At 70.4% G+C, this 23,209-nt stretch carries 24 protein-coding genes and 2 pseudogenes; 9 read left to right on the top strand and 17 right to left on the bottom strand.

Features of this window, described 5'->3' with window-relative positions; translation table 11 throughout:
* Positions 1 to 5: 5 nt before the first annotated feature.
* The 3 genes from RUTHE_RS08725 to RUTHE_RS08715 all read left to right on the top strand — a co-directional run bounded on the left by RUTHE_RS08725 (position 6) and on the right by RUTHE_RS08715 (position 4,371).
* On the top strand, positions 6 to 1,193 hold the full coding sequence (locus RUTHE_RS08725; protein ID WP_021098012.1) for an ABC transporter permease: 1,188 nt from the start codon (positions 6 to 8) through the stop codon (positions 1,191 to 1,193).
* Positions 1,190 to 2,830: an ABC transporter ATP-binding protein gene (locus tag RUTHE_RS08720; protein WP_021098011.1), complete on the top strand. Its 1,641-nt coding sequence runs from the start codon at positions 1,190 to 1,192 to the stop codon at positions 2,828 to 2,830. The genes RUTHE_RS08725 and RUTHE_RS08720 overlap by 4 nt, the downstream gene beginning before the upstream one ends.
* A 182-nt stretch (positions 2,831 to 3,012) precedes the next feature.
* The gene (locus RUTHE_RS08715; protein WP_021098010.1) at positions 3,013 to 4,371 is read left to right on the top strand and encodes an aminomethyltransferase family protein; all 1,359 of its coding nucleotides are present in this window, start codon (positions 3,013 to 3,015) and stop codon (positions 4,369 to 4,371) included.
* A gap of 98 nt (positions 4,372 to 4,469) precedes the next feature.
* Here RUTHE_RS08715 and RUTHE_RS08710 read toward each other — a convergent pair whose 3' ends face one another.
* Together RUTHE_RS08710 and RUTHE_RS08705 are read right to left on the bottom strand one after the other, a co-directional pair.
* Positions 4,470 to 5,921, bottom strand: coding sequence for a D-alanyl-D-alanine carboxypeptidase family protein (locus tag RUTHE_RS08710; protein WP_425413939.1), 1,452 nt, complete (start codon positions 5,919 to 5,921; stop codon positions 4,470 to 4,472).
* 310 nt (positions 5,922 to 6,231) lie between these two features.
* Positions 6,232 to 6,928 (bottom strand): annotated as a pseudogene (locus RUTHE_RS08705) (HAD family hydrolase).
* A 109-nt stretch (positions 6,929 to 7,037) separates the two neighbouring features.
* Here RUTHE_RS08705 and clpS point away from each other — a divergent pair.
* The 3 genes from clpS (at position 7,038) to RUTHE_RS18280 (ending at position 8,378) form a co-directional block, all read left to right on the top strand.
* On the top strand, positions 7,038 to 7,370 hold the full coding sequence (gene clpS / locus RUTHE_RS08700) for an ATP-dependent Clp protease adapter ClpS (RefSeq protein ID WP_144079652.1): 333 nt from the start codon (positions 7,038 to 7,040) through the stop codon (positions 7,368 to 7,370).
* 70 nt (positions 7,371 to 7,440) lie between these two features.
* Positions 7,441 to 8,082 carry a methyltransferase gene (locus tag RUTHE_RS18285; RefSeq protein ID WP_021098006.1) on the top strand — a complete coding sequence of 214 codons (642 nt, stop codon included), beginning with the start codon at positions 7,441 to 7,443 and terminating at the stop codon, positions 8,080 to 8,082.
* Positions 8,043 to 8,378 carry a methyltransferase gene (locus RUTHE_RS18280; protein ID WP_342662230.1) on the top strand — a complete coding sequence of 112 codons (336 nt, stop codon included), beginning with the start codon at positions 8,043 to 8,045 and terminating at the stop codon, positions 8,376 to 8,378. The genes RUTHE_RS18285 and RUTHE_RS18280 overlap by 40 nt, the downstream gene beginning before the upstream one ends.
* Before the next feature lie 51 nt (positions 8,379 to 8,429).
* On the opposite strand, the gene RUTHE_RS08690 is transcribed toward RUTHE_RS18280, so the two are convergent.
* Entirely contained in the window at positions 8,430 to 8,822 is a 393-nt protein-coding gene (locus RUTHE_RS08690) for a hypothetical protein (RefSeq protein WP_021098004.1), read from the bottom strand.
* A 109-nt stretch (positions 8,823 to 8,931) separates the two neighbouring features.
* Between RUTHE_RS08690 and hemF the strand changes: the two genes are divergently transcribed.
* Positions 8,932 to 9,825, top strand: a complete 894-nt coding sequence (hemF, locus tag RUTHE_RS08685) for an oxygen-dependent coproporphyrinogen oxidase (RefSeq protein ID WP_021098003.1) — start codon at positions 8,932 to 8,934, stop codon at positions 9,823 to 9,825.
* Positions 9,826 to 10,465: 640 nt separating this feature from the next.
* Here the strand turns inward: hemF and RUTHE_RS08680 are convergent.
* The 9 genes from RUTHE_RS08680 to nth all read right to left on the bottom strand — a co-directional run bounded on the left by RUTHE_RS08680 (position 10,466) and on the right by nth (position 18,618).
* Positions 10,466 to 11,287 carry an NAD-dependent epimerase/dehydratase family protein gene (locus tag RUTHE_RS08680; RefSeq protein ID WP_021098002.1) on the bottom strand — a complete coding sequence of 274 codons (822 nt, stop codon included), beginning with the start codon at positions 11,285 to 11,287 and terminating at the stop codon, positions 10,466 to 10,468.
* Positions 11,288 to 12,166 (bottom strand): glycosyltransferase, encoded by an 879-nt coding sequence (locus tag RUTHE_RS08675; protein ID WP_021098001.1) that lies wholly within the window; start codon positions 12,164 to 12,166, stop codon positions 11,288 to 11,290.
* Positions 12,163 to 12,402 carry a DUF2798 domain-containing protein gene (locus RUTHE_RS08670; protein ID WP_021098000.1) on the bottom strand — a complete coding sequence of 80 codons (240 nt, stop codon included), beginning with the start codon at positions 12,400 to 12,402 and terminating at the stop codon, positions 12,163 to 12,165. The genes RUTHE_RS08675 and RUTHE_RS08670 overlap by 4 nt, the downstream gene beginning before the upstream one ends.
* Before the next feature lie 4 nt (positions 12,403 to 12,406).
* Entirely contained in the window at positions 12,407 to 13,624 is a 1,218-nt protein-coding gene (locus tag RUTHE_RS08665; RefSeq protein WP_021097999.1) for an NAD-dependent epimerase/dehydratase family protein, read from the bottom strand.
* 75 nt (positions 13,625 to 13,699) lie between these two features.
* Positions 13,700 to 14,641, bottom strand: coding sequence for a histidine kinase dimerization/phosphoacceptor domain -containing protein (locus RUTHE_RS08660; RefSeq protein ID WP_021097998.1), 942 nt, complete (start codon positions 14,639 to 14,641; stop codon positions 13,700 to 13,702).
* Between the two features lie 54 nt (positions 14,642 to 14,695).
* Complete coding sequence (locus RUTHE_RS08655) at positions 14,696 to 15,844, bottom strand: N-acetylglucosamine-6-phosphate deacetylase (RefSeq protein ID WP_021097997.1); 1,149 nt, start codon at positions 15,842 to 15,844, stop codon at positions 14,696 to 14,698.
* A 12-nt stretch (positions 15,845 to 15,856) separates the two neighbouring features.
* Positions 15,857 to 16,858: an SIS domain-containing protein gene (locus tag RUTHE_RS08650; protein ID WP_021097996.1), complete on the bottom strand. Its 1,002-nt coding sequence runs from the start codon at positions 16,856 to 16,858 to the stop codon at positions 15,857 to 15,859.
* 66 nt (positions 16,859 to 16,924) lie between these two features.
* Entirely contained in the window at positions 16,925 to 17,974 is a 1,050-nt protein-coding gene (locus tag RUTHE_RS08645) for an adenosine kinase (protein WP_021097995.1), read from the bottom strand.
* Positions 17,971 to 18,618 carry an endonuclease III gene (gene nth / locus RUTHE_RS08640; RefSeq protein WP_021097994.1) on the bottom strand — a complete coding sequence of 216 codons (648 nt, stop codon included), beginning with the start codon at positions 18,616 to 18,618 and terminating at the stop codon, positions 17,971 to 17,973. Before nth ends, RUTHE_RS08645 begins: the two co-directional genes overlap by 4 nt.
* 102 nt (positions 18,619 to 18,720) lie before the next feature.
* Between nth and RUTHE_RS08635 the strand changes: the two genes are divergently transcribed.
* Together RUTHE_RS08635 and RUTHE_RS08630 are read left to right on the top strand one after the other, a co-directional pair.
* The gene (locus RUTHE_RS08635) at positions 18,721 to 19,566 is read left to right on the top strand and encodes a methylated-DNA--[protein]-cysteine S-methyltransferase (protein WP_021097993.1); all 846 of its coding nucleotides are present in this window, start codon (positions 18,721 to 18,723) and stop codon (positions 19,564 to 19,566) included.
* Between the two features lie 115 nt (positions 19,567 to 19,681).
* Positions 19,682 to 20,335, top strand: a complete 654-nt coding sequence (locus tag RUTHE_RS08630; RefSeq protein WP_021097992.1) for a YiaD family glycine zipper/OmpA-like lipoprotein — start codon at positions 19,682 to 19,684, stop codon at positions 20,333 to 20,335.
* 91 nt (positions 20,336 to 20,426) lie between these two features.
* Here RUTHE_RS08630 and RUTHE_RS08625 read toward each other — a convergent pair whose 3' ends face one another.
* The 5 genes and pseudogenes from RUTHE_RS08625 to RUTHE_RS08605 all read right to left on the bottom strand — a co-directional run bounded on the left by RUTHE_RS08625 (position 20,427) and on the right by RUTHE_RS08605 (position 23,056).
* Positions 20,427 to 20,990, bottom strand: a complete 564-nt coding sequence (locus RUTHE_RS08625) for a F0F1 ATP synthase subunit B family protein (RefSeq protein ID WP_021097991.1) — start codon at positions 20,988 to 20,990, stop codon at positions 20,427 to 20,429.
* Positions 20,987 to 21,592 (bottom strand): F0F1 ATP synthase subunit B', encoded by a 606-nt coding sequence (locus tag RUTHE_RS08620; RefSeq protein ID WP_021097990.1) that lies wholly within the window; start codon positions 21,590 to 21,592, stop codon positions 20,987 to 20,989. Before RUTHE_RS08620 ends, RUTHE_RS08625 begins: the two co-directional genes overlap by 4 nt.
* An 84-nt stretch (positions 21,593 to 21,676) precedes the next feature.
* Positions 21,677 to 21,916, bottom strand: a pseudogene (locus tag RUTHE_RS08615) (F0F1 ATP synthase subunit C).
* Between the two features lie 38 nt (positions 21,917 to 21,954).
* Positions 21,955 to 22,719 (bottom strand): F0F1 ATP synthase subunit A, encoded by a 765-nt coding sequence (locus tag RUTHE_RS08610; protein ID WP_021097988.1) that lies wholly within the window; start codon positions 22,717 to 22,719, stop codon positions 21,955 to 21,957.
* A 4-nt stretch (positions 22,720 to 22,723) separates the two neighbouring features.
* Positions 22,724 to 23,056 (bottom strand): AtpZ/AtpI family protein, encoded by a 333-nt coding sequence (locus tag RUTHE_RS08605; RefSeq protein WP_021097987.1) that lies wholly within the window; start codon positions 23,054 to 23,056, stop codon positions 22,724 to 22,726.
* Between the last annotated feature and the right edge of the window lie 153 nt (positions 23,057 to 23,209).

The following is a 23,209-nucleotide window of genomic DNA, read 5'->3' as shown; positions in this document are numbered from 1 at the left end:
CCGCCATGGCCGATTCCCTTCCGCAGACGACCCCCAGCATGCCGGTTCCGCCCCCGCCCCCCGCGCCGCTGCGCCCTGCGCGCCGGCCCTGGCTGTCGCCGCTCAACCGCCGCCGCTGGCGCAATTTCCGCCGCAACCGCCGGGCCTTCTGGAGCCTCGTGATCTTCTCGGTGCTGTTCGGCCTGTCGCTGTTCGCCGAGTTCCTCGCCAATGACAAGCCGCTCCTGCTGAGCTTCCGCGGCGAGCTGCGCATGCCGATCTTCACCTATTATTCCGAGGCGGATTTCGGCGGCGACCTGCCCCTGCCCGCGCGCTATCAGGATGAGGAAACCCGCTGCCTGATCGAGACGGGGGGCCTCGAGGCCTGTTACGACGATCCCCAGGGGCTGATCGCGGCGGCCCGGGCCGGAACGATCACCGATCCGGCCTTCCATCGCGGCTGGATCATCTTCCCGCCCATTCCCTACAGCTACACCACCATCGTGGACCGCCCCGGCGCCGCCCTCTCGCCGCCGGACCGCCACAACTGGCTGGGCACCGACTACAACAAGCGCGATGTGGCCGCCCTCGTCATCTACGGCTTCCGCCTCTCGATCCTCTTTGCCCTGATCGTGACGCTGGCCTCCTCGATCATCGGGATCGCGGCGGGGGCGCTGCAGGGCTATACCGGCGGCTGGACGGATCTGATCCTCCAGCGCGTCATCGAGATCTGGTCGGGCACGCCCTCGCTCTATGTCATCATCATCCTCTTCGCGGTCCTCGGCCGGAGCTTCTGGCTGCTGGTCCTCCTCATCATCCTCTTCTCCTGGCCGGCGCTGGTCGGTGTCGTGCGGGCCGAGTTCCTGCGCGCACGCAACTTCGAATATGTCCGTGCGGCCCGGGCTCTCGGGGTCTCCGACCGGACGATCATGTTCCGCCATCTGCTGCCCAATGCGATGGTCGCGACGCTGACCATGCTGCCCTTCCTCGTCACCGGGGCCATCGGCACGCTGGCGGGGCTGGATTTCCTGGGCTACGGCCTGCCGTCTTCGGCGCCCTCGCTGGGGAAATTGTCGCTCCAGGCCAAGGATCATCTTCACGCCCCCTGGCTCGGCCTCACGGCCTTCTTCACCTTTGCCATCATGCTCGCGCTGCTCGTCTTCATCTTCGAGGGCGTGCGCGATGCCTTCGATCCGCGGAAGACCTTCGCGTGACCCAGCCCCTTCTCCAGGTCGAGGATCTCCATGTCCGCTTCCTGCAGGATGGCGGGCTGGTCCATGCCGTGCGCGGCGTCTCCTTCGCCATCCAGCCGGGCGAGACGGTCGCCCTCGTGGGCGAATCGGGCTCGGGCAAATCCGTGACTGCCCTGTCCACCGTCCGGCTTCTGGGCGACAATGCCCGGGTGGAGGGGCGCGTGCTCTACAAGGGGCGCGATCTGGCGCAGGCCTCCGAACGCGATCTGATGCGCCTGCGCGGCAACGCCATCAGCTTTGTCTTCCAGGAGCCGATGAGCTCGCTCAATCCGCTCCACACCGTCGAGAAGCAGCTGCGCGAAGCGATCGAGCTGCATCAGGGTCTGCGCGGCGAGGCCGTGCGCGCCCGCATCGTCGATCTGCTCGAACGGGTCGGGATCCGCGGGGCGGCCGATCGGCTCGGCGCCTATCCGCATCAGCTCTCGGGCGGCCAGCGCCAGCGCGTGATGATCGCCATGGCCCTGGCCAACAACCCGGATCTGCTTGTCGCCGACGAGCCCACGACCGCGCTCGACGTGACGATCCAGGCCCAGCTCCTCGATCTTCTGGCCGATCTGAAGCGCGATCTGGGGATGGCGATGCTGTTCATCACCCATGATCTGGGCATCGTGCGGCGGATCGCCGACCGCGTCTGCGTGATGCAGGGCGGCCTGATCGTGGAGCAGGGCCCGGCCGAGCGGATCTTTTCCGATCCCCGCCATCCCTATACCCGGACGCTTCTGGCCGCCGGCCAGACCGGCCGGCCGGCGCCCGTGCCGGCGGATGCGGCCGCGGTGGCCGATGTGCAATCCCTGCGCGTCTGGTTTCCCATCCAGCGCGGCCTGCTGCGGCGCACCGTGGGGCATGTGCGGGCGGTCAACGACGTCAGCCTGTCGCTGCGCGAGGGCGAGACGGTCGGCGTCGTGGGCGAATCCGGCTCGGGCAAGACGACGCTGGCGCTCGCGCTGCTGCGGCTGATCCCGCCCAGCTCGGGGCGCATCCTGTTTCTCGGGCGCGAGATCGCGGGGCTGTCCCAGCGCGCCCTGCGCCCCCTGCGCAAGGACATGCAGATCGTCTTCCAGGATCCCTATGGCTCGCTCTCCCCGCGCATGACCGCCGGCGAGATCATCGCCGAGGGGCTGACCGTCCACCGCCTCGAGGGCGGGGAGGATCCGCGCGCCCGGGTGGCCGCGATCATGGAGGAGGTGGGCCTCGACCCCAGCATGATGGACCGCTATCCGCACGAATTCTCGGGCGGTCAGCGCCAGCGCATCGCCATTGCCCGCGCCATGATCCTGCGCCCCCGCCTCGTGGTGCTGGACGAACCGACCAGCGCGCTCGACATGACCGTGCAGGTCCAGATCGTCGAGCTTCTGCGGGCGATGCAGGCGCGCCATCGGCTGGCCTATCTGTTCATCAGCCATGACCTGAACGTGGTGCGCGCGATGGCGCATCGCCTGCTGGTGATGAAGGATGGCGATGTGGTCGAGGAGGGCCCGGCCGAGGCGGTCTTCGCCAATCCCCGTTCGGACTATACGCGGACGCTGATGGCAGCGGCCTTCGGGGCCGGGGGGGCGCCTTCCCCATCGCGGCAGGCCCCCGGGCAACCCGCCCCCTGACCCGACACAGACCGGCCCCGCCCTGATTCCCGGCCTGATTCGCCGGGCCCGGTCCCCCGGATGACAAGCCATGCGCGGCGAAACTCTGCCGTGCACGGATCATGCGCCCTGCGGCACAGGCCGGATGTCAGAATCCGGACGACCGGATCGCGGATGACCGTCCGGCATGGGAGGAGACGCAGATGACACCGGCAGAAAACTTGCCCTACAATCCCTTTGCCCCTGTGGATCTCGGCGTGGCCCGGCACGAGATGCTGTTCGGCAATGCCTATCCCGAAGCCTTCGGCGACTGGCGCGACGAGGTCATGTCCTGGAAGACCGGCGCCTATCTGACCGCGGCGCTGAACCCGACCCTGACCTTTCGCCTGTCCGGACCCGATGCCCTGCGCCTGCTGTCCGACCATTCCGTCAACGGATTGACCCGCTTCCCGGTGGATGCGGCCAGACATCTGATCATGTGCAATCCGGCCGGGCAGATCGTTGCCCATGGCATCTGCGTGCGCGAGGGCGAGGAGTCGTTCCTCACCTACTGGCTGATGCCCTGGGTCAGCTATCTCGCCGAGAGCGGGCGTTACCGCGTGACCGGAGAGAACCTGACCGGCCGGGTCTTCCTGTTCCAGGTTGCCGGTCCCCGATCGCTGGCGGTGCTGCAGGCCGCAACCGGAGAGGACCTGCGCGACATCCGCTTCCTGCGGCGGCGGGCCACGCGGATCGCGGGATGCGCCGTGCATGTGCTGCGCGTCGGCATGGCGGGTTCACTGGCCTATGAGGTGCACGGCCCGGCCGAAGCGGCGCATGCGGTCTATCGCACCCTTCTCGCGGCGGGCAGCCCGCTGGGGCTGCGGCAACTGGGACGGACCCAGTATCGCATGAACCATACGGAGAACGGCTTTCCGCAGGGGCATGTGCATTTCCTCTATCCCTGGTTCGAGGATGCGGATTTCGCACGCTATCTGACGGCCCGGTCCGGCGGCACCCCGTTCAAGACAGACCTGCGGGGCAGCGCGGGGCCGGATCCCAGCCTGCGCTACCGCACGCCGGTGGAAGTCGGCTGGGGCCATGTCATCAGGCTGGACCATGACTTCATGGGCCGGCAGGCGCTCGAGGCCGAACTGGCCGCACCGCGGCGGCTCATCGCCACCCTGACCTGGAACCCCGAGGATGTGCTGGACATCTACCGCTCCTACCTGACCGAGGGAACGCCCCATCCCTTCATGGATTTCCGGATCGACATGCCCCCCCTGGCCCAGCCGGCGCCGCATGTCTCCGATCTGGTCCTGAAGGACGGCAACGTGGTCGGCATCTCGTCGGGCCGGGTCTACAGCTATCGCTACAGGAAGATGATCTCGCTGGCCTCGCTCGATGCCGGCCTGGCCGTGCAGGGGACAGAGGTCGTCGTGCTCTGGGGCGATCCCGGCACGCGCCAGCGCGAGATCCGGGCCGTCGTGGATCGCTATCCCCTCTTCGACGAGGGGCGCAACGAGGACGTGGATGTGAGCGGGCCGGAATTCGCCCCTTCCGCGGGGGCGGCGCCGGGCTGAGGCCCGCAGCCCCGGCCCTGGCAGACCCGTTGGGGGCCTGCGGCAGAGGCAGCGGGGGCCGAAGGGCCGGGGGGAGGGGGAAGCAGGGGGAGGACGGATCAGCCCGCCTGTTCCTCGGTGCCGATCATGAAGCAGGTCGTGCCGCGGGCCTGCAGCCGGCGGCAGGCCAGATCGGCGCTGTCCCGCGTCAGGCCGAGGATGCTGCCCTCCCAGCCGCCCGCACGCTGCACCACACGCCGCACGCCCCCCGTCAGGACCGAGGATTCGGCCAGCGCGACCTGGATCAGCGCCCGTTCCGCGGCATCGCGGGAACGGAAGCTGCCGATGCTGATCCCCCAGTGATGCCCGCCCGAGCTCGACATGCGGCTGACCACCTCGGGTTCGGGGGCCAGAAGCGGCGCCGCGGCGGGATCGATGGCCGCAGCCGTCAGGATGATCTCGCGCGGGGCGCCGTCCCCCTCGCCCTCCTCCTCGGGCGCCTCGGCCAGGGCTTCGGCCAGGGCGCCCTCGATCGCGGCGGGCTCCACGGCGGCGACGGCCACGGCGGCGGCGGCGGCCCCGCCCGAGGATCCGCCCGGCACAGTCCCGCCGCGGGCGACAGGGCGCAGGGCCACCGTCACCTGTCCGCTCGGCCGAACGGTCCTTGCGGCAGGCGGAGAGGGGCTGTTGGCCGCCACGGGCACGGATCCGGGCAGGGCCGGCGCCGGGGCCGGCGCCGGGGCAGAGACGGCAGCGGGCGGTTCCCAGCGGAAGGGCGCATGGGCCGGGGCACGTTCGAAGCCGAGGTCGAGCAGCCGCGCCACGCGGGCATTGCGGTCGGCGGTGGAGGTGCCGCCGAAGACGGTGGCAATGATGCGCACCTCGCCCCGCTGGGCCGAGGCCACGAGGTTGTAGCCCGCCGCGACGGTATAGCCGGTTTTGATCCCGTCCGCGCCGGGATAGCTGTCGAGGAAGCGGCGATTGGTATTGACGACCTCGGCGATTCCCGCATCCGCGGTGCGGCGCGAGAAGAGGTTGTAATACTGGGGAAAGTCGTAGATCAGATGCCGCCCGAGGATGCTCATGTCGCGGGCGGTGGAATAATGGCCCGCCTCGGTCAGACCGTGCATGTTGACGAAATGGGTGTTGCGCATGCCCATCGCGGCGGCGATGGCATTCATGCGGGCGGCCATGGCCTCCTCGGATCCGGCGATGGCAAAGCCGATGGCGGTCGCGGCGTCATTGGCGGATTTGACCGCCGCCGCGCGCAGCAGATAGCGCAGGCGGATCACCTGCCCTTCGCGCAGGCCGAGGCGCGAGGGCGGCTCGGCGGCGGCGGCGGCGGGGATGCGCACCTCGGTATCGAGCGTGATCTCCCCCCGCTGGATCGCCTGGAAGGCGACATAGAGCGTCATCATCTTGGTCAGCGAGGCGGGGTGGAGCGGCGTGTCCGCATTCTCGGCATGGATGACCTCGCCGGTCCGGGCATCCATCACGAAGGCGGCATAGGGGGCCGCCTGCGCCGCCATCGCCAGAACCAGGCCGGCCATGATCGCAAAGGCCAGCCGCATCGGCCGAGTCGGAAACCTGCTCACGATCCGTGTCCCTCTGCCCTGTCCCTCTGCCCCGGAGCGGCGCGGATTCATGTCCCATCGCCTTGTCTCCGACCCGAGCCTAGCATGCCCCCCCGAGTCGAAAAAGCCTTTCCGTGGGGGGAATTGCACAAGGATCTGCCGCCCGCCGCGGCACATCTTGCGGTTCGCCTGCGATTCGACCCCCGCATCTTGATTAAGGCGGAATTGCGGTGGGAATGGGGCCGCAGCCCTGCCGCAACCGGAGAGCGAATCCACCCCGCGGCGCGGCCCGGCGCGGCGCGGGGCCTCAGCCCGCCATCTCCTCGAGCAGGCCCTCCAGTTCGCCCAGATGCGGGATCTCGCGGAATCGCGTGCGGTCCTCGGGCGGGTCGGCGGCCTCGAGCGCCCCAGACGAACCCGGCCGGCACATGCACGCCCCAGCCCCCGGCCGCGATCGCCGGCAGCACATCGGACCTGAGCGAATTGCCGACCATGACCGAGGTCTGCCCCCCGTGACGGGCAAAGATGCGCAGATAGGTGGCTGGCGTCTTGTCCGAGACGATCTCCACCGCGTCGAACAGCTCGCCCAGCCCCGACTGGGCGAGCTTGCGCTCCTGATCGAGAAGGTCGCCCTTGGTGATCAGCACCACCTCGCCATGGCGGCGGGCGGCCTCCACGGCCTCGCGGGCATGGGGCAGCAGCTCGATCGGATGGGCCAGCATCTCGCGCCCCATGGCCAGGATCTCGCCGATGACGGCGGCGGGAACGCGCCCTGCGGTGGCCTCTACCGCGGTCTCGATCATGGACAGGACGAATCCCTTGATGCCGAAGCCATAAAGGCCCAGATTGCGCCGCTCCGCCTCGAGCAGCCGCCGGCGCAGCCCCTCGCCCTCCATATGCGGGGCGAGGAGTTCGGCAAAGCGGTCTTCGGTCATGCGGAAGAACCGCTCGTTGTGCCACAGCGTGTCATCCGCATCGAATCCGATGGTCAGTCGCCTGCCCATGGGCCGGCCCTCCGTCTTTTCTTGCAGGGGTCTGCGTCTTATATTCCGCCCTGCAGGACATCACCGCCGAGACGGACCGCGATCGCCCATGACGGGACTTGCGTATCACATGGCCGCTCCGCCCCGCCACAGCCTCGCCGGGCGCGACGGCGGCACCGGCGTCCAGCTCGAGACGCGCAGCCGCACCCAGCGCCCGCCGCGCTACAAGGTCATCATCCTCAACGACGACTACACGCCGATGGAGTTCGTCGTCCATGTCCTCGAACGCTTCTTCGGGATGAGCCATGCCCAGGCCTTCGACCTGATGCTGACCGTCCACAAGAAGGGCCTTGCGGTGGTGGGCGTCTATTCCTACGAGATCGCCGAGACCAAGGTTGCCCTGGTCATGGATTTCGCGCAGCGGCATCAGCATCCGCTGCAATGCACGATGGAAAAGGAATAGCGGCCTGTCCCGCACCCGCCTTGCCACTGCCCTCGATGGGGGCCTGACCCTGCCGCCGGGCGATGTCCTGGTGCTCCATCCGCCGGCCGCGGCGGATCTGTCCGCTCTGCCGCCCGAACGGGTCCGCATCCACCACAGTCACCGGGCCGAACGCGATGCCTGGGCGGCGGCCGGCTACCGGCTGGAGGACGACCCCGCCCCCGCTGCCGCGGCCCTCGTCTTCGTCCCCCGGGCCAAGGCACTGGCCCATGCGCTGGTGGCGCAGGCGGCGCGTCTGGCGCCGCTCGTCCTCGTCGATGGCCAGCGCGAGGACGGGGTGGATGCGCTCCGGCGCGAGCTGCTGGCCCGCCGCCCCGAGATCGAAGGGATCGCCCAGGGGCATGGGCGGCTGCTGTGGTTCGCGGGCGGCGCGGGCTTCGAGGACTGGGCCTCGGCCGGGCCCCGGCCGGGGGCGGCCGGCTTCTGGACCCAGCCGGGGGTGTTCTCCGCCGACGGCCCCGATCCCGGCTCGCTGCTGCTGGCCAAGGCGCTTCCGGCCCGCCTGCCCGCCCGCATGGCGGATTTCGGCGCGGGGATCGGCGTGCTCTCGCGCGCCATCCTCGCCCGCGAGGGGGTGAGCAGCTCGACCTCCTCGAGGCGGACCGCCTCGCGCTCGACTGTGCGCGGCGCAACATCACCGATCCGCGGGCCCGCTTCCGCTGGGAGGATGTGACAGCCGCGCCGCTCGGCCCCTATGACGGCATCGTCATGAATCCGCCTTTCCATGGGGGGCGGCGCAGCGCCGCACCCGAACGGGGACGGGCCTTCCTGGCCGCCGCGGCCCGCGCCCTGACCCCGCGGGGACAGCTCTGGCTGGTGGCCAATCGCCACCTGCCCTACGAAGGGGCTCTGGCCGGCCTGTTCCGCCACTGGGAGGAGACAGGGGGCGACAGCCGCTACAAGCTTCTCCATGCGCGCGAGCCCCTGACCCCGGCCCCGGCACGCCAGCGCCAGCGCCAGCGCCGCTGACGGGGCGGGATCCGCGGCGGCACGCCGGCTGCGGACTCCTGCGTCTGCGGACTACTGCGGATGGGCGGCGATACAGGCCTGCACCCGCGCCGCCTGAGCCGCCATCAGCTCGGCCTGCCGCTGGCGCAGACTGTCCAGCTTGCGCTGCTCCTCGGCCAGGTCCACGGCGCGCGGGCGCTCGACATCGAGGACCTCGGTGCGCTCGCAGCGCTGCAGGCCGGTGCTGCCATCCGCGCGCGTGACGGGGCAGAAATCGGGTCGCACGCGGATCTGTTGCGTCTCCTCGAGGGCATAGCCGCGCTGCAGATTGCCCTCCGTCTCGCGGATCAGCGATTCGACGATGCGCAGCTCGCGCAGGCCCTGGTTGATGCAGGCCTCCCGCGGGGATTCGCAGGCGGCCAGGCCCAGCGCCGCACACAGGATCAGGGGGACAGGGACGCGCATCGTCAGCCTCCGCATTTGCGCCCCGACATAGCCCCCTGCGCGCGGGCGGCAAAGGGTGCTAGGGCTGCTATCCGATAGCAGGACAGAATGCCGACAGGGGAGAGGCGCGATGGATCCGATGGCGGATGGGGCGATGGCCGAACAGAAGGCCCGGGCGGCGGCCTGGTTCGAACAGCTCCGCGACCGCATCATCGCCGCGGTCGAGACGCTGGAGGAGGGTCCGGCCGCCGGCGCCGACGGAATCGCCCCCGGCCGCTTCGCCCTGCGCCGGACGCGCCGCCACGCCCCAGAGGGCGAGGATGCGGGCGGCGGCACCATGGCCCTGCTCAGGGGCGGGCGCGTGGTGGAGAAGATGGGCATCGGCGTCTCGACCGTGCATGGCCGGCTCGGGGCGGCAGCCCAGGCGGCGATGGCCGCCCGCGTGCCCGGCGTGGCAGAGGATGCGCGCTTCTGGGCCTCGGGGATCAGCCTCGTCTGCCATCCGCGCAATCCCCATGTCCCGGCCGTCCATCTCAACACGCGGATGTTCTGGACGCCCTCGGCCTGGTGGTTCGGCGGCGGCACCGATCTCAACCCGGCGATCGAATATCCCGAGGACACGGCCCATTTCCACGCCACGCTGCGCGCAGCCCTGGCCCCCTGGCCGGGGGAATACGACCGGCAGAAGGCCTGGGCGGATGACTATTTCTTCATCCCCCATCGCGGACGGGCGCGGGGCGTGGGGGGGATCTTCCTCGATGATCGCAACAGCGGCGACTGGGAGGCGGATTTCGCCCTGATCCGCGCCATCGGCGAGGCCTTCCTGCCGGCCTGGCTGCCGCTGGCGCAGGCGCGCGCCGCCCAGCCCTGGGACGAGGCCGACCGCACCCGCCAGCTCGTCCATCGCGGCCTCTATGCCGAATTCAACCTCGTCTGGGACCGGGGGACGAAATTCGGCCTCGCCTCGGGTCATGACGCCGAGGCGGTGCTGATGAGCCTGCCGCCCCTGGCGATGTGGCCCTGAGGGCGCGGCGGGGCTCCGGGGGGGATGACAGCCCCCGGTTGGAGCGGGCCGCCGCGGGCGGGGGCCAGAGCGGGGGCCAGAGCGGGGGCCAGAGCGGGGGCCGGGGCGGGTGTTGCGCGAATCGCCCCCGCAGCGCGCGTTGCGCGAAGACTTTCTTAACCCTCCCCGTGCCAGAGCGGCCGCAACCCGCAACAGACCCCGAACCGGATCCCGCCCATGGCCCCCGATGATGTCCTCGACTGCCCTCCTCTTCGCCCCCGAACGCCTCCCCCCGGCCCGCCATGCCCTCCTCTCCGCCCTCTGGGACCGCCTCCAGGCCTTCGCCGCCGACAGACCCGATGCCAGAGAACTCGCCCATCAGGCCCTCTGGCGCGCCGCCCATATCGCCGCCTCCCCCAGCTCCGATCAGGCCCTCGCCGCCACCTGCACCCAGGAACTCCACCGCTTCCTCGATGCCTTCCTCGCCCTCAACTGGAACCTCTTCCCCCGCTCCAGACCCGAACCCCTCAGACCCCTCGGCTTCCGCATCCTCCCCGCCTGCCTCCGCCGCAAACCCCCCGCACGCCTCAACCCCACCAAACTGCCCCTCATCCGAACCCGCAGCCGAACACAGGCCCGGCAGGGCTCCGGGCCGGATGGGTCAGAGCCGCGCCATCTGGCGCAGCGCCGCCTCGAGGGCGTCCCGGCCGCCCGGCTTCCAGCCCAGGGCGCGCAGGCGCGTGCAGTCCATCACGGCCGGGCGGGCGGTGCTGCGCTCGGGCAGGGGTCCCTGCACCCCCGCGATCCGCGACCAGGCGGCCAGCAGGTCGTGCCGGTCGAGCAGCAGGTCCGAGCAGTTGAACGCCCCCGCCCTGTCCTGACCGAGCAGCCGCATCACCGCATCGGCGACATCGGCGCCATGCACTTCGGTGCCGCAGGCGGGGGGCAGCGCCGTGCCGGCGGCAAAGGCGGCGAACAGATCGGCCCATTTGTGCTGCTGTCCCGGCGCCGGGGGGCCGTAGACGCCCGTGGCCCGGAGCGAGGCGCCTCCCTGATCATGCAGGGCCGCCTCGGCCGCCAGCTTGACCTGCCCGTAGAGAGTCGGAGGGGCGAGCGGGCGATCCTCCGTCAGCGCTGCGCCCTCGGGCAGGCCGTCATAGACCGCGCGGGAGGAGAGGAACACGATCCGCCGTCCCCGCGCCTCCTGCCACAGCCGCAGCGTGCCGTCGCGGTTGAGGCGCAGAAAGCGCTCCGGGTCGTCCCCCTCGCCGCCGCGGTAGCGCCCGGGCAGATGGGCAAAGGCGCAATGGACGAGGGCATCGCAGCCGGCCAGCGGGGCGGGCTCGCCCAGCCGCCAATCCCGCGCCTCGCCGCCCCAGGGCGACGGCCTCCCGAGGGCGACGAGCGCATGCCCGTCGGCGATCAGCCGCTGCGCGATGAACTGCCCCACCAGGCCCGATGCTCCCGTCAGGGCGACGCGCATTCACCGCGTCTCCGGCGGTGGGGGCAGGCTGGACAGATCCGGCAGGGGGCCGTCGCCGGCATGGGCGCGCCAGAGATCGATCAGCACGCGCAGCCGGTCGGCCTTGGCATGATCGGTCCAGGGTTTCTCGTACTGGTAATGGAGGACCCGCACCTGCTCCCAGCTCCACAGCCGGGGCAGGTTCAGCCAGACATATTGCAGCAGGTTGTCGAAGACCGGCAGGCCGTGCCAGTCCGGGAAGGCCGCCTGAAGGAAGGTCTGGTCGGTGCGGGGCCAGTAGGCGCCGGGGCTGTCGAGCCGCGCGAGGAGGCGCTCGAAGGTGGTCTGCGAGGGGCGGGCGGTGAAGACGCCCGAATTCATGCGGTGGAAATCGGCCAGGCTCTCATAGACATTCGGGGCGGCGCAGAGCTCGGGATAGTCGAACAGCCGGTCGATGTTGCGCAGCACCAGCGTATCGGCATCGAGGAACACCACGCGGTCATGGGGCAACTGCCACAGCCGCAGCTTGGCGAAATTGTCGAGCGGCGTGTGGAACGGGGGCTTTGTGCCCTTCGTGAAGGGGTTGAGCCCGTGGATGCGGTCCTTCGCATGGGCGGTGTTGAAGGCGTCCGATGTGGGCAGCAGCTCCACCGCATGAAGCTGGGCGCCGCGGGCCTCGAGGGCGCGCAGGGCGCTCTCGGGCACTCCGCCGGTATGCATGACGACGAGCTCGGCCTCAGTCCCCGTCTCGCGGAGGGATCGCAGCAGGGCCCCTGCGCCGATGGCGAAATCGGCATTGGTGACGAGGGTGACGAAGGCGCGGCGGAGTCCCGCCTGCCCATGGCCGGGCCGGGGCGGGGGCGGCGGGGGATTGCGCGGGGCTGCGGGGGTTTCGCTCACCGGGCCGTGTCCCCCGGTCGCAGCAGGCGGGCCACGATGCGCCGTGTGAGCGGGGCCAGGACCAGCACTGTCGGAAAGGCGACGGCCCAGCTCGACAGCCAGGCCCCCATCCAGGCGCGGACCAGGCCTTCGGCCAGGCCCAGCGCCCGCAGGGTGGCGATGCCCGAGACGATCAGCGACATCATCCCGGACAGGATCAGGCCGAACAGCAGCGGGGCGAACCGGGCAGGCAGCATGGGCTCAGGAGGCCGGACGCAGCGCGCGGCGCTCGGGGTCACGGTCGAGGCGTTCGGCGATCTCGCGGGTCCAGGCGCTGACGGCCGGCACGCGGGAGCGGTCGATGCGGTGGGCGAACTTGCGGGCCACGTCCACCACTTCGGACAGCAGTCCCTCCTCGAGCCGGATGGGATCGAGCCCGAGCGCCAGGAACTGGTCGTTCTTCACGATCAGATCGTTCTCATCGGCTTCCTTGCGGGGATTGGGCAGGAAGGCGATGCGGGCGCCGGTCAGGCGGGAGACGATCTCGGCCAGGTCGCGGACGCGGTGCGTCTCGGTCATCTGGTTGAAGATGCGCACCCGGTCCCCGGCCTTGGGCGGATCGCCGAGGGCGAGCTCGATGCAGCGCACCGAATCCTGGATATGGATGAAGGCGCGGGTCTGTCCGCCGGTGCCGTGGACGGTGAGGGGGTAACCGATCGCCGCCTGGATCAGGAAGCGGTTGAGGACGGTGCCGTAATCGCCGTCGTAGTCGAATCGGTTGACCAGCTGGGGATGCCGCCGGGTCTGGTCGGTATGGGTGCCCCAGACGATGCCCTGATGCAGGTCGGTGATGCGCAGCCCGTCGTTCTGGGCGTAGAACTGGAACAGGATCTGATCCAGGCTCTTGGTCATGTGATAGACCGAGCCGGGCCGCGTCGGATAGAGGATCTGCTGGGCCTGCGGGCCGTTCGGGGTGTCGATGGTGACATCGAGATAGCCTTCCGGGATCGGCGCGCCGATCGAGGAATAGCCATAGACTCCCATGGTCCCCAGATGGATCAGATGCGCGTCGATTCCCGTCTCGACCAGCGCGGCCAGCAGGTTGTGCGTGGCATTGACGTTGTTGTTGACGGTATAGACCTTGTGCCGGTCAGTCTTCATGGAATAGGGCGCCGCGCGCTGCTCGGCGAAATGGATCACGGCATCGGGCCTGTGTTCCCGAAGCCACTGCTTGAGCCGCTCGTATTCCTTGGCGACATCGAGCAGATGGAAGCGCAGGCTGCGTCCGGTGACCTCGCGCCAGATGCGGCAGCGTTCCTGGATCGAATCCATGGGGGTGAGCGACTGGACGCCCAGCTCCGTGTCGATCCAGCGGCGGGAGAGATTGTCCACGATATGGATCTCGTGGCCCTTCTCGGACAGATGCAGGCAGGTGGGCCAGCCCACGAAGCCGTCGCCGCCCAGGATCGCGATCTTCATGGAGCCTCTCCGTGGCCGTCCCGTCACGCGCGCCTCCCTAGCCGATCTGCAGGCACCCGTCTACCGTCCTGCCTTTCAGGGACGGAAGGTCAGCGCCGTTTGTCCCGGCCCGGGCTCGAGGGCGCTGTCCAGCTCGGCGGCGAAGGCCCCGGCCAGGGGGGGCGGATCGCCCGGGGCTCCCGGCGCATCGTCCTCGATCGTCAGGCGCAGCGCCCCGTCTCCGCATCCGTCCGCGGGGCGGAGGCTGAGACGCAGATGCAGCGCCGCGCCCCCGGCACGGTCGGCGGCCCCGGTCATCAGCTCGTTGACCAGCAGCCCCAGGGGAGCGGCCCGGCGGGCCGGCAGCCGAAGGGGGCTCACCGCCGTCTCCACCTCGACCGTCACGGCGGGCCCCTGCATCCGGGCCAGGCTCTGGGCCAGGCTGCGCAGATAGGCGGCCGCATCGAGCCCTCCGTCGCCGGCCCCCTCGATCTGGCGGTAGAGCAGGCTCATCACCTCCACCCGGCCCTGCAGCCGGCGGAGCGGCGCCCGTGCGGCCGGGTCCGCCGCGCGCGCCTCCATCGCCATTATGGCCGAGAGAACGGCAAAGCTGTTCATCACCCGGTGGCTCAGCTCTTCATTGCGGCGGCGCAGGGCTTCGGCCTCGGTCTCCTCGGCGAAGGCGAGCGCGAGACAGCCCGCCTCACCGGTCGGCACGACCCGACCCGACAGCCGACGTCCCCCGATGCAGAGGGTGAAGCGCTGCGCCTCTCCGCTGCGCGCCGTCTCGCCGCAGGCGGCCAGCCAGTCCCCCTCGGCCCCCGCCTCGCGCAGCAGATCGCCGAGGAGGCCTTTCTCGGCCGGCACAAGGCCCGTCGCCGTTGCAAGGCGCCCCCCCACGCGCAGCAGCCGCAGATCGCTCGGCCTGCCCGCTTCGTCATGCAGGAGCTGACCGAGACAGAGGGCGCCGTCGGCCAGCGCCTCGAGAGCAGCGAAGAGGCGGTCGTCAGGGCCGGTCGGATGGCGTGCGATGAACATGCGTCGGGTCCTTCCCAGCCTTGGGCCGCAGGGTTTCTCCCCGGTTTCAGGCTATCAGGCCCCTTCGCAGGCGCCAATGCCGGATCCGGAGGCAGCGGCGGAAACCCGCGCCCCCAGGGGCGTGCAGGAGGACAGGCCGGGCCCCAATCGGACCAGATCCGTCGCGCGCCGCCCCGCGATCCGGGCCAGATCCTCGCGCCCGATCAGCCGGGCGGGGATCGTGACCGCCGCGCGCAAGGCCGTCTCCTCGCCGAGGCCGAGCCGGACAAGCCGCGCCACGCCTTCGGCCATCACCAGATGCGCCCCGGCCAGATGGCCCTCCGCGTTGACCAGCCGCCCGGCCTCGAGCCGGATCTCCTGGTCATAGAGACGAAAGCGGTCCGGTCCGCCGACCGTGGGCATGGCATCGGAGACGAGGAAGGTCAGGTCCGGGGCGGGCCGGGCGCGGAAGGCCAGCGGAATCACCGGATCGGCGACATGGATGCCATCGGCGATCAGCCCCGCCGGAACCGTCGAGGCCAGGGCCGCCCCCACCATCCCCGGCGCACGATGCGACAGGGGCGACATTGCGTTGAACAGATGCGTGAAGGCCCCTGCCCCTTCGGCCAGGGCTGCCTGCACCTGCGGGAAACCGGCATCCGAATGGCCGAGCGAGACGACAGCCCTCATCGCCACGAGTTCGGCCACCTGCCCCGGCGCGACGGCCTCGGGGGCGAGCGTGATCATCACCGTCACGCCGCCCGCGCGCAGGCGCCGGACCAGATCGATCATGCGTCTGTCGAGCGGCCGGATGAAGCGTGCGGCATGGGTGCCGCGCCGGGCCGGGCTGATATGAGGCCCTTCCAGATGCAATCCCAGAAGCTCTTCGCGCCCTCTTGCCGCCAGAGCCGCCTGCGCCGCGCGCTCGGCCTGCTCGGGCGCATCGGTGATGAGCGTGGGCAGGATCGCGACCGTGCCGAGGGGCGGTGAGCGGCGGCGATCGCCGCCATGCCGGCAGCCGTCGGATCGGCATTGAGCAGCACCCCCCCCCGCATTCACCTGCAGATCGACGAAACCGGGAGAGAGGGTTCCGGTCATCCGTTTCGCCCCCATCCGGGGATCGAAGGGGGCAAGGTCGGCCACGCGCCCGTCCTCGATCCGCAGGGCAAGCCCCTCCTGCAGCCGTTCGCCGTCGAAGATCCGGTCCGGGGCGATCCAGGGCATCGACCGCGCCCCTCAGACCGTCCGCGTGACCTTGGAGAGGGCGCGCGGCGCATCGGGGTCCTGCCCGCGGGCCAGCGCCGCTTCGCGGATCACCGGATAGAGCAGGCACAGCAGCAGCGCCGCCGCGGCCGCCGGCGTGAGTCCCCCGGCGCCGATGGCATCGGGCGACAGACGGTGCACCGCGGCCCCCTCCTGCGTCAGCCTCTCGGCGGCGATGCGCAGGCTGCCAGCGGTGCCGGGCGCCCCGGTCTCGAGCAGCAGCGCCGTCAACCCCCCTGCGGCAAGCTGGAGCGGGCCATGCAGCACCTCGGCCGCCGAATGCGCCTCGGCATGCAGGGCGCAGCACTCCTTGATCTTGAGCGCCGTCTCCTGCGCGGCGCCATAGCCGGTGTCGCGCCCCAGGACATAGACGCTCCGCGCGCCGGCCAGCGCATCGACCAGACGGGCCGCCCCGGGCAGGACCCGCCCTTCGGCCCGGCGGACGGCCTCGGCGGCGGCGCGGGCCCGCGGCGCATAGGCAGGGGCCAGCGCGCCGATCAGCGCTGTTCCCGCACCGATCGCGGCGACGACACTCTTGGTGGCGGGGATGGCGTGTTCCTCTCCGGCCAGCAGCGGCAGGCGAAGATCGGCTTCCCGCTCGAGCGGGGAGCCATCGACATTCGTCAGCGCCACGACCCGTGCCCCCCCGGCCCGCGCCCCGCGGGCGGACAGGACGAGATCCTCGCTGGCCCCGGATTGCGACAGGGCCAGCACCAGCGTATCCGCAAGCCGCAGACCGCGCCCGAGGGAGAACACCGACGGCGGCAGCGAGGTGCAGGGCAGCCCCGTCTCGCGCATTGCCTCGTAGGCCAGCACCGTGGCCGCGGCGTCCGAGGATCCCCGGGCCAGCGTATGGAGGGCCCTGAAGGCCCCCTCCGGCGGGGGAACGGTCTGACACGAGGCGCGGGCGAAGGCAGCCGGGGCCTCGGCGGCCTCGCGCGCCATCAGGGCACCGGGAGAGGGAGCGGCGGGCATGCAGCCTCCATGACAGGGCGGAGGAGGTATCCTCCTATCGCATCCCGCAGGCCCCGGGTCGAGCGGTCAGACCGTCTCCGCCACCGGCAGACCCGCCTCGCGGAAGAGCTGCCGCAGATCCCCCTCGGGCCGCGCCCCGACATGCGAGATGACCTCGGCCGCGGCCAGGCAGCCCATCCGCCCGGCAGTCTCCAGCGGCATCCCATGGATCAAGCCGTAGAGAAAGCCCGCCGCGAACAGATCGCCGGCGCCGGTCGCATCCACGGGGGTCAGGCGGCGCACGGGAACCACGACGCGCTCCTCTCCGCGGATCAGGATCACCTCGTCGCCCGAGCGGGTGCAGACCACCAGGCCGCAATCCTGCGCGGCCCGCCTCAATGCCTCGGCAAGCCCGCATTCATAAAGCGATTCCCATTCGTGCTGGTTGCCGATGACATAGTCGAGCTCGCGCACGAGGCGGCGGAAATCGGCCCGGTGGCGGTCCACGCAGAAGGGATCCGACAGCGCGATCCCGGCCATCCCGCCCGATCTGCGGGTCAGCCGCGCCGCCGTTTCGAAGGCGGCCTTTCCGGCCGGCCGGTCATAGAGATAGCCTTCGAGGAGCAGGATCGCCGCCGCACCGGCCACGTCCGCGCGCACATCCTCCGGGCCCAGCTCCGCGGAGATGCCGAGATAGGTGTTCATGCTCCGCTCTCCATCCGGAGAGAAGAAGATCATCGAACGCGAGGTCGGCAGGTCACGGTCGGCGGGGCCTGCCCCGGCCGGATTGCCGTCGGCCGGCATCGCTGCGGGCACGGGGGGATTGGCGAAGACGGTTCCCTCTTCAGCCATCGCCCCGGCATAGAAGCGCCCGAGCGCGTCATCGCGCACCCGGCCGATGAAGGCCGTGCGCAGACCGAGATTGCCGCAGCCGGCCATGGTGTTGGCCACCGATCCGCCGGGAACCTGCCGGGGCGCCTCCATGGCGGCATAGAGCGCCTCGGCACGGTCGCGCTCGATGAGCTGCATGATGCCCTTGGCGATGCCCATCCGGTCGAGGAAGGCATCGTCGGCAGGGGCGATGACATCGACGATGGCATTGCCGATGCCGACGACCTGAAAGCGGGGAGCGGTCATGAGGGTGTCTTGTCCTCGAAGGTGCAGAGATCGCGGATGAGACAGACCGGGCATCTGGGACGCCGCGCGAGACAGACATAACGCCCGTGCAGGATCAGCCAGTGATGGGACAGGGTCTGATATTCCACCGGCACATGGTTCTCGAGCGCCCGCTCCACCGCCACGACATCGGCGCCGAGCGCGATGCCGGTGCGGTTGGCGACGCGGAAGACATGGGTATCCACGGGCTGCGCGGGATGCCCCCACCACATGTTGAGCACGACATTCGCGGTCTTGCGCCCCACCCCCGGCAGCGCCTCGAGCGCCGCGCGCGAGGAGGGCACCTCGCCCCCATGCCGCTCGATCAGCAGGCGCGACAAAGCGATGATGTTGCGGGCCTTGGCCCGGTAAAGGCCGATGGTGCGGATATGAGCCACGAGCCCCTCCTCGCCCAGCGCGAGCATCTTGGCCGGCGTGTCGGCCACCGGCCAGAGCGTGCGCGTCGCCCGGTTGACGCCGGCATCGGTGGCCTGGGCCGACAGGACCACCGCGACAAGAAGGGTAAAGGCGTTCACATGCTCGAGCTCCCCCTTCGGATGGGGGTTGGCGGCCTTCAGCCGGGCGAAGACCTCCTGTTCCTCGGCATAGGTGAGCTGGCGTGGCATGGCCCGCCCCTCATGCCTGTCCGGAGCCTGGGGAGCAAGCGGGTGTCGCCGTTGCGCAGGATCCGGGTCGCGCAGCAGCCGAACAGGGCCTAGGACAGGGCCATGGACCAGGAACCCTATCATTACGGCGTCGTGCGCCGGGCCATCGAACTGATCGACGCGGCGGGGCCGCGCCTGACCCTGCCCGATCTCGCCCGGGCGATGGGAATGGGCGAGGCCCATCTGCATCGCGTCTTTTCGGCCTGGGCGGGGATCTCGCCCAAGCGGCTCGCCCAGTATCTCGCGCTCGGCCATGCCAGGACGCTGCTGGCCGAACGACGCGCCCTGCTCGATGTCGCGCAGACGGTCGGACTGTCGGGGCCCTCGCGCCTGCACGACCTCTTCATCACCTGGGAGGCGATGACACCGGGACGCTGGGCCGCAGGGGGCGAAGGCCTGACCCTGCGCGAAGGGCTGTTCGAATCCCCCTTCGGGCCGGTCCTCGCCATGGCCACGGACAAGGGCCTCTGCGGCCTCGCCTTCACGGCCGAGACAGGCGAAGCGGCCGCGCGCGAGGATCTGCTTGCCCGGTGGCCCCGGGCGCGGATCCGCCGCGATGAGGGGGCCCTCCGCCCCTGGGTAGAGGCCGCCTTCGGCAGGGGCGGACCGGCGCATGTCCATGCGATCGGGGCGCCATTCCAGATCAAGGTCTGGGAGGCGCTCCTGGCCATCCCCTCGGGGCAGGTCACGACCTATGGCGCAATCGCGGGGGCGGTCGGGCGGCCGCGAGCGGTGCGCGCCGTGGGAACGGCGGTGGGACGCAATCCCGTCGCCTGGCTCATCCCCTGTCACCGCGCACTGCGGGCCACAGGGGCGCTCGGAGGCTATCGCTGGGGTCTTCCGGTCAAGCGCGCCATGCTGGCCTGGGAGGCGGCGCAGCAGCCGGAATGCCGCGAGGCATCCCCCTGACGGGCGTCCAGAGCAGCCGGAACTGCTTCGACAGGCGGACGTTATGGCATATCAGCCGAACTCCGGCGATAGAGGCCATGGCGGGCGCCCAGCGCCCGAACGGAAGGAAGACCGCATGACATTCGCACGATTCACCCTCTCGCTCTCGGCGATCTCGGTTCTTGGGCTCGCTGCCTGTCAGGCTCCGCTGCCGGGGCAGACGACAGAGAACACCCGGACCGGGGCGCTGGTCGGCGCCGGCCTCGGGGCGCTGGTCGGCGCAGCAACAGCCGACAACGATGATGAACGCCTGCGCCAGGCGGCCATCGGCGCGGCGCTCGGGGCCGGTGCCGGAGCAGTGGTGGGCAATCAGCTCGACCGGCAGGAAGCGGAGCTGCGCGCCCAGCTCGGCAGCAATGTCGGGCTGGTGAACACCGGCAACCAGCTCATCGTGACCCTACCGAACGACATCCTCTTCGCGACCGATTCGGCCGCCCTGACGCCGACGCTGCAGAACGATCTGCGCGCGGTTGCGGCCTCGCTCAACCGCTATCCGAACACGACCGTCAATGTCATCGGCCATGCCGACAGCACGGGGCCGGCCGCCTACAACCAGAATCTGTCCGAACAGCGGGCCCGTGCCGTGGCGAATGTCCTCATCTCGGCCGGGGTGGACCCCAGGCGGATCAATGTCATCGGCCGCGGCGAGGATGCCCCGATCGCCTCGAACCAGACCCCGGAAGGACGCCAGGCGAACCGCCGGGTCGAGATCGTCATCACCCCGCGCTGAGCGCCAGCGCAAGACGACCGAGGGCCGCCGGATCGCTCCGGCGGCCCTTTTTTCTTGCCCCCTTTCCGGGGGGAGCCCGGAAGCAGGATCCTCAGTGCAGGCGCTGGGCCACGATGTCGATGGATTCGTCGATCAGACGGGCGGCGTCGGCATCGGTCATCTGCGCGGCCAGCACTTCCTGGGCGGCGGCAACGGCAATGGCGGCCGCACGATCGCGCACATCACGCAGGGCCCGGGCTTCGGCCGCAGCGATCTGCTCTTCGGCCGAGGCGATGCGACGGGCCACCGCCCTTTCGGCATCCTCGCGGGCCTGGGCCGCCATGCGCTGGGCCTCTTCGCGCGCCTGGGCGACGATGCGGGCGCTCTGCTCGGCCATTTCCTGGCGCTTGCGGTCGAAGGAGGCCAGAAGCGCCTGGGCCTCCTCGCGCAGGGCGCGGGCTTCGGCCAGCTCGGCGCGGATCGCCTCGGCACGCCGGTCCAGCATCCCCGCGATGAGCGAGGGGACGCGGAAATACAGCAGGATGCCGACGAAGACGACAAAGGCCAGCAACACCACGAAATCGGTATTGCGGAGAGAAAAGAAGCCGTAATCGCCCGTCGCTGCCGCGGCCGGCGCTGCGGCGAGGATCAGGGTCGGCGTCAGGAGCCGGGTCATGCGATCCCTCCCATGCGGCGCGCAACGGCCTGGTCGATGGCCCCCTCGTCCACCCGCCCGCCCAGAGCGGCGACGACCGCACGGGCCACGTCGCGAGCGACAGCCTCGATATTGGCGGCGGCCTCACGCTCGATCTCGGCCAGGGCACGGGCGCTCTCGGCGGATTTCGCCTCGATACGCCGGTCGGCCTCGGCCAGGGCAGCGTCCAGCTCGGCCTGGATCTGCGCGCGGGTCTCTGCGGCAATGCGCGAGGCTTCGGCCCGCGCGTCGGCCAGGGCCTTGTCATGGGCGGCCTGCGCCTCCGCGGCCTCGGCGCGCAGCCGCTCGGCAGCGGCCAGATCGCCTTCGATGGCGCCGCGCCGCGCCTCGAGCGTGCCGGACAGGCGGGGCATCGCCACGCGTGTCACGATTGCCCAGATCGCCACCAGCGCGATGACGAGCCAGAAGATCAGGTTGTCGAAATATTCAGGGTTGAGCTGAGGCATCCCTGCCGAGGCCTCGGCTTCGGCATGCGTCAGCGTGCCATGCGCGTCGTCACCGGCCGGGTCCACGGCCGCAACGGCCGGATCGGTTGCCGCGCCGTGCTGGGCGTCCTCTTCCATCGCTCCCTCCGTGGGCATTCGGTCGGCGCCCCGGCGACGCCATGCAGCGGGCCGGGGCGATCGGCGTTGCTGCGGATCGGGCGCTCAGACCGCGAACATCAGCAGCAGCGACACGAGGAAGGCGAAGATGCCCGAGCGCTTTCGGCGAAGGCCAGACCGATGAACAGGGGTCGCCGTCTGCGAGGCGGCGGCCGAGGGGTTGCGCAGCGCACCGGCGAGGAAGTTGCCGGCAACATGGCCCACCCCGATGGCGGCCGCGCCCGAACCGATGGCGGCGAGGCCTGCGCCGACGAACTGACCCATATCCGCGATGTTGCCTTCCATGTCCCTTGCTCCTTTGGAAACGGGGTGGGACCCGGCCGTCAGTGGCCGGGATGCAGAGCGTCCTTCAGATAGACGCAGGTGAGAATGGTGAAGACGTAGGCCTGGATCGCCGCAACCAGCACCTCGAGCCCGTAGATCGCGGTGATCGCGAGGACGGAGACGGGCGAGATCAGGGCGATCGCCGCAAAGCCCGCAAAGACCTTCATCACCGCATGGCCGGCCATGATGTTGCCGGCAAGACGGATCGAGTGACTGACGGGGCGCACGAAATAGGAGATCAGCTCGATCACGGCGATGATCGGGCGCAGGATCAGCGGGCTGTCCGTCATCCAGAAGAGCCCGAGGAACTTCACCCCGTGGAGGACAAAGCCGAGCACGGTGACAGCGATGAACACCCCGAAACCCATGATCGCCGTCACCGCGATATGCGAAGTCGCGGTGAAGGAGGTCGGGATCAGGCCGATGAAGTTGACGAACAGGATGAACAGGAACAGCGTGAAGATGTAGGGGAAGTAGCGCAGACCTTCACGGCCCGCGACATCCTCCACCATCTTGTGGATGAAGCCGTAGAGCAGCTCGGCCACGGACTGCAGCCGGGAGGGAACGACAGCCCGCCGCGCCGTCCCCAGCACGAAGAGACCGGCAATCGCCGCGACGGCAATGGCGATCCACAGCGTCGCATTGGTGATGGTGTACCAGTGGACCGGATCGCCCGCCTCGCCGAAGAGGGGGCGGACGATGAACTGGTCGAGAGGATGGAAGGTCAGGCCGCCTTCCTGCCCATGTCCCGCTTCGGCTGCCACCGGCTCAGTCCCCCTTTCCCCGCGAGGCTTCGGCCTCGCGCTTGCGCTGCACCTCCTGAGCCGAACGCAGCATGGTGCGCACACCCGCCGCGAGGCCCAGGAAGATGAAGATCACCAGGAAGATCGGGGAAGTCCCGAACACCCAGTCGACCCCGTATCCCATCCCGAAACCGATCATCAGACCGGCCACGAGCTCGATCACCATTCGCCAGGCGAGCTGCGCCTGCGAATAATGTTCCTCCTGATGGGGCCGGTCCTCCACCGCGCGGGCCTTTGCCAGCCGCTCCCCGAGCGCACGCAGACGCTCATCATCGGATGGCCGGTCGGACTCGGGCAAGGCCGTGATCCCCTCAGAAGGGCTGGCGGCGTGCTAGGGGAGGGCAGGCGCGGAGTCAAGGCGCAGATCGGATCCCGCAAGCCCCTGTCTTTCCTGACATCCTGCAATCCCCTGTGACGCTCCCGCCGCGGCCGGGCCGCAGAACGACATTCA

Source organism: Rubellimicrobium thermophilum DSM 16684, assembly GCF_000442315.1.
GTDB classification, from domain to species: Bacteria; Pseudomonadota; Alphaproteobacteria; order Rhodobacterales; family Rhodobacteraceae; genus Rubellimicrobium; species Rubellimicrobium thermophilum.
This window is presented reverse-complemented; position numbering and strand designations above follow the sequence as displayed.

What these genes read in the sequence shown, in the direction of transcription:
- RUTHE_RS08725 (WP_021098012.1), top strand. Translation starts at nt 6, where the DNA reads ATGGCCGATTCCCTTCCGCAGACGACCCCCAGCATGCCGGTTCCGCCC.
- RUTHE_RS08715 (WP_021098010.1), top strand. Translation starts at nt 3,013, where the DNA reads ATGACACCGGCAGAAAACTTGCCCTACAATCCCTTTGCCCCTGTGGAT.
- RUTHE_RS08710 (WP_425413939.1), bottom strand. Translation starts at nt 5,921, where the DNA reads ATGCGGCTGGCCTTTGCGATCATGGCCGGCCTGGTTCTGGCGATGGCG.
- clpS (WP_144079652.1), top strand. Translation starts at nt 7,038, where the DNA reads ATGGCCGCTCCGCCCCGCCACAGCCTCGCCGGGCGCGACGGCGGCACC.
- RUTHE_RS08690 (WP_021098004.1), bottom strand. Translation starts at nt 8,822, where the DNA reads ATGCGCGTCCCTGTCCCCCTGATCCTGTGTGCGGCGCTGGGCCTGGCC.
- hemF (WP_021098003.1), top strand. Translation starts at nt 8,932, where the DNA reads ATGGATCCGATGGCGGATGGGGCGATGGCCGAACAGAAGGCCCGGGCG.
- RUTHE_RS08680 (WP_021098002.1), bottom strand. Translation starts at nt 11,287, where the DNA reads ATGCGCGTCGCCCTGACGGGAGCATCGGGCCTGGTGGGGCAGTTCATC.
- RUTHE_RS08670 (WP_021098000.1), bottom strand. Translation starts at nt 12,402, where the DNA reads ATGCTGCCTGCCCGGTTCGCCCCGCTGCTGTTCGGCCTGATCCTGTCC.
- RUTHE_RS08665 (WP_021097999.1), bottom strand. Translation starts at nt 13,624, where the DNA reads ATGAAGATCGCGATCCTGGGCGGCGACGGCTTCGTGGGCTGGCCCACC.
- RUTHE_RS08660 (WP_021097998.1), bottom strand. Translation starts at nt 14,641, where the DNA reads ATGTTCATCGCACGCCATCCGACCGGCCCTGACGACCGCCTCTTCGCT.
- RUTHE_RS08655 (WP_021097997.1), bottom strand. Translation starts at nt 15,844, where the DNA reads ATGCCCTGGATCGCCCCGGACCGGATCTTCGACGGCGAACGGCTGCAG.
- RUTHE_RS08650 (WP_021097996.1), bottom strand. Translation starts at nt 16,858, where the DNA reads ATGCCCGCCGCTCCCTCTCCCGGTGCCCTGATGGCGCGCGAGGCCGCC.
- RUTHE_RS08645 (WP_021097995.1), bottom strand. Translation starts at nt 17,974, where the DNA reads ATGACCGCTCCCCGCTTTCAGGTCGTCGGCATCGGCAATGCCATCGTC.
- nth (WP_021097994.1), bottom strand. Translation starts at nt 18,618, where the DNA reads ATGCCACGCCAGCTCACCTATGCCGAGGAACAGGAGGTCTTCGCCCGG.
- RUTHE_RS08635 (WP_021097993.1), top strand. Translation starts at nt 18,721, where the DNA reads ATGGACCAGGAACCCTATCATTACGGCGTCGTGCGCCGGGCCATCGAA.
- RUTHE_RS08630 (WP_021097992.1), top strand. Translation starts at nt 19,682, where the DNA reads ATGACATTCGCACGATTCACCCTCTCGCTCTCGGCGATCTCGGTTCTT.
- RUTHE_RS08625 (WP_021097991.1), bottom strand. Translation starts at nt 20,990, where the DNA reads ATGACCCGGCTCCTGACGCCGACCCTGATCCTCGCCGCAGCGCCGGCC.
- RUTHE_RS08620 (WP_021097990.1), bottom strand. Translation starts at nt 21,592, where the DNA reads ATGGAAGAGGACGCCCAGCACGGCGCGGCAACCGATCCGGCCGTTGCG.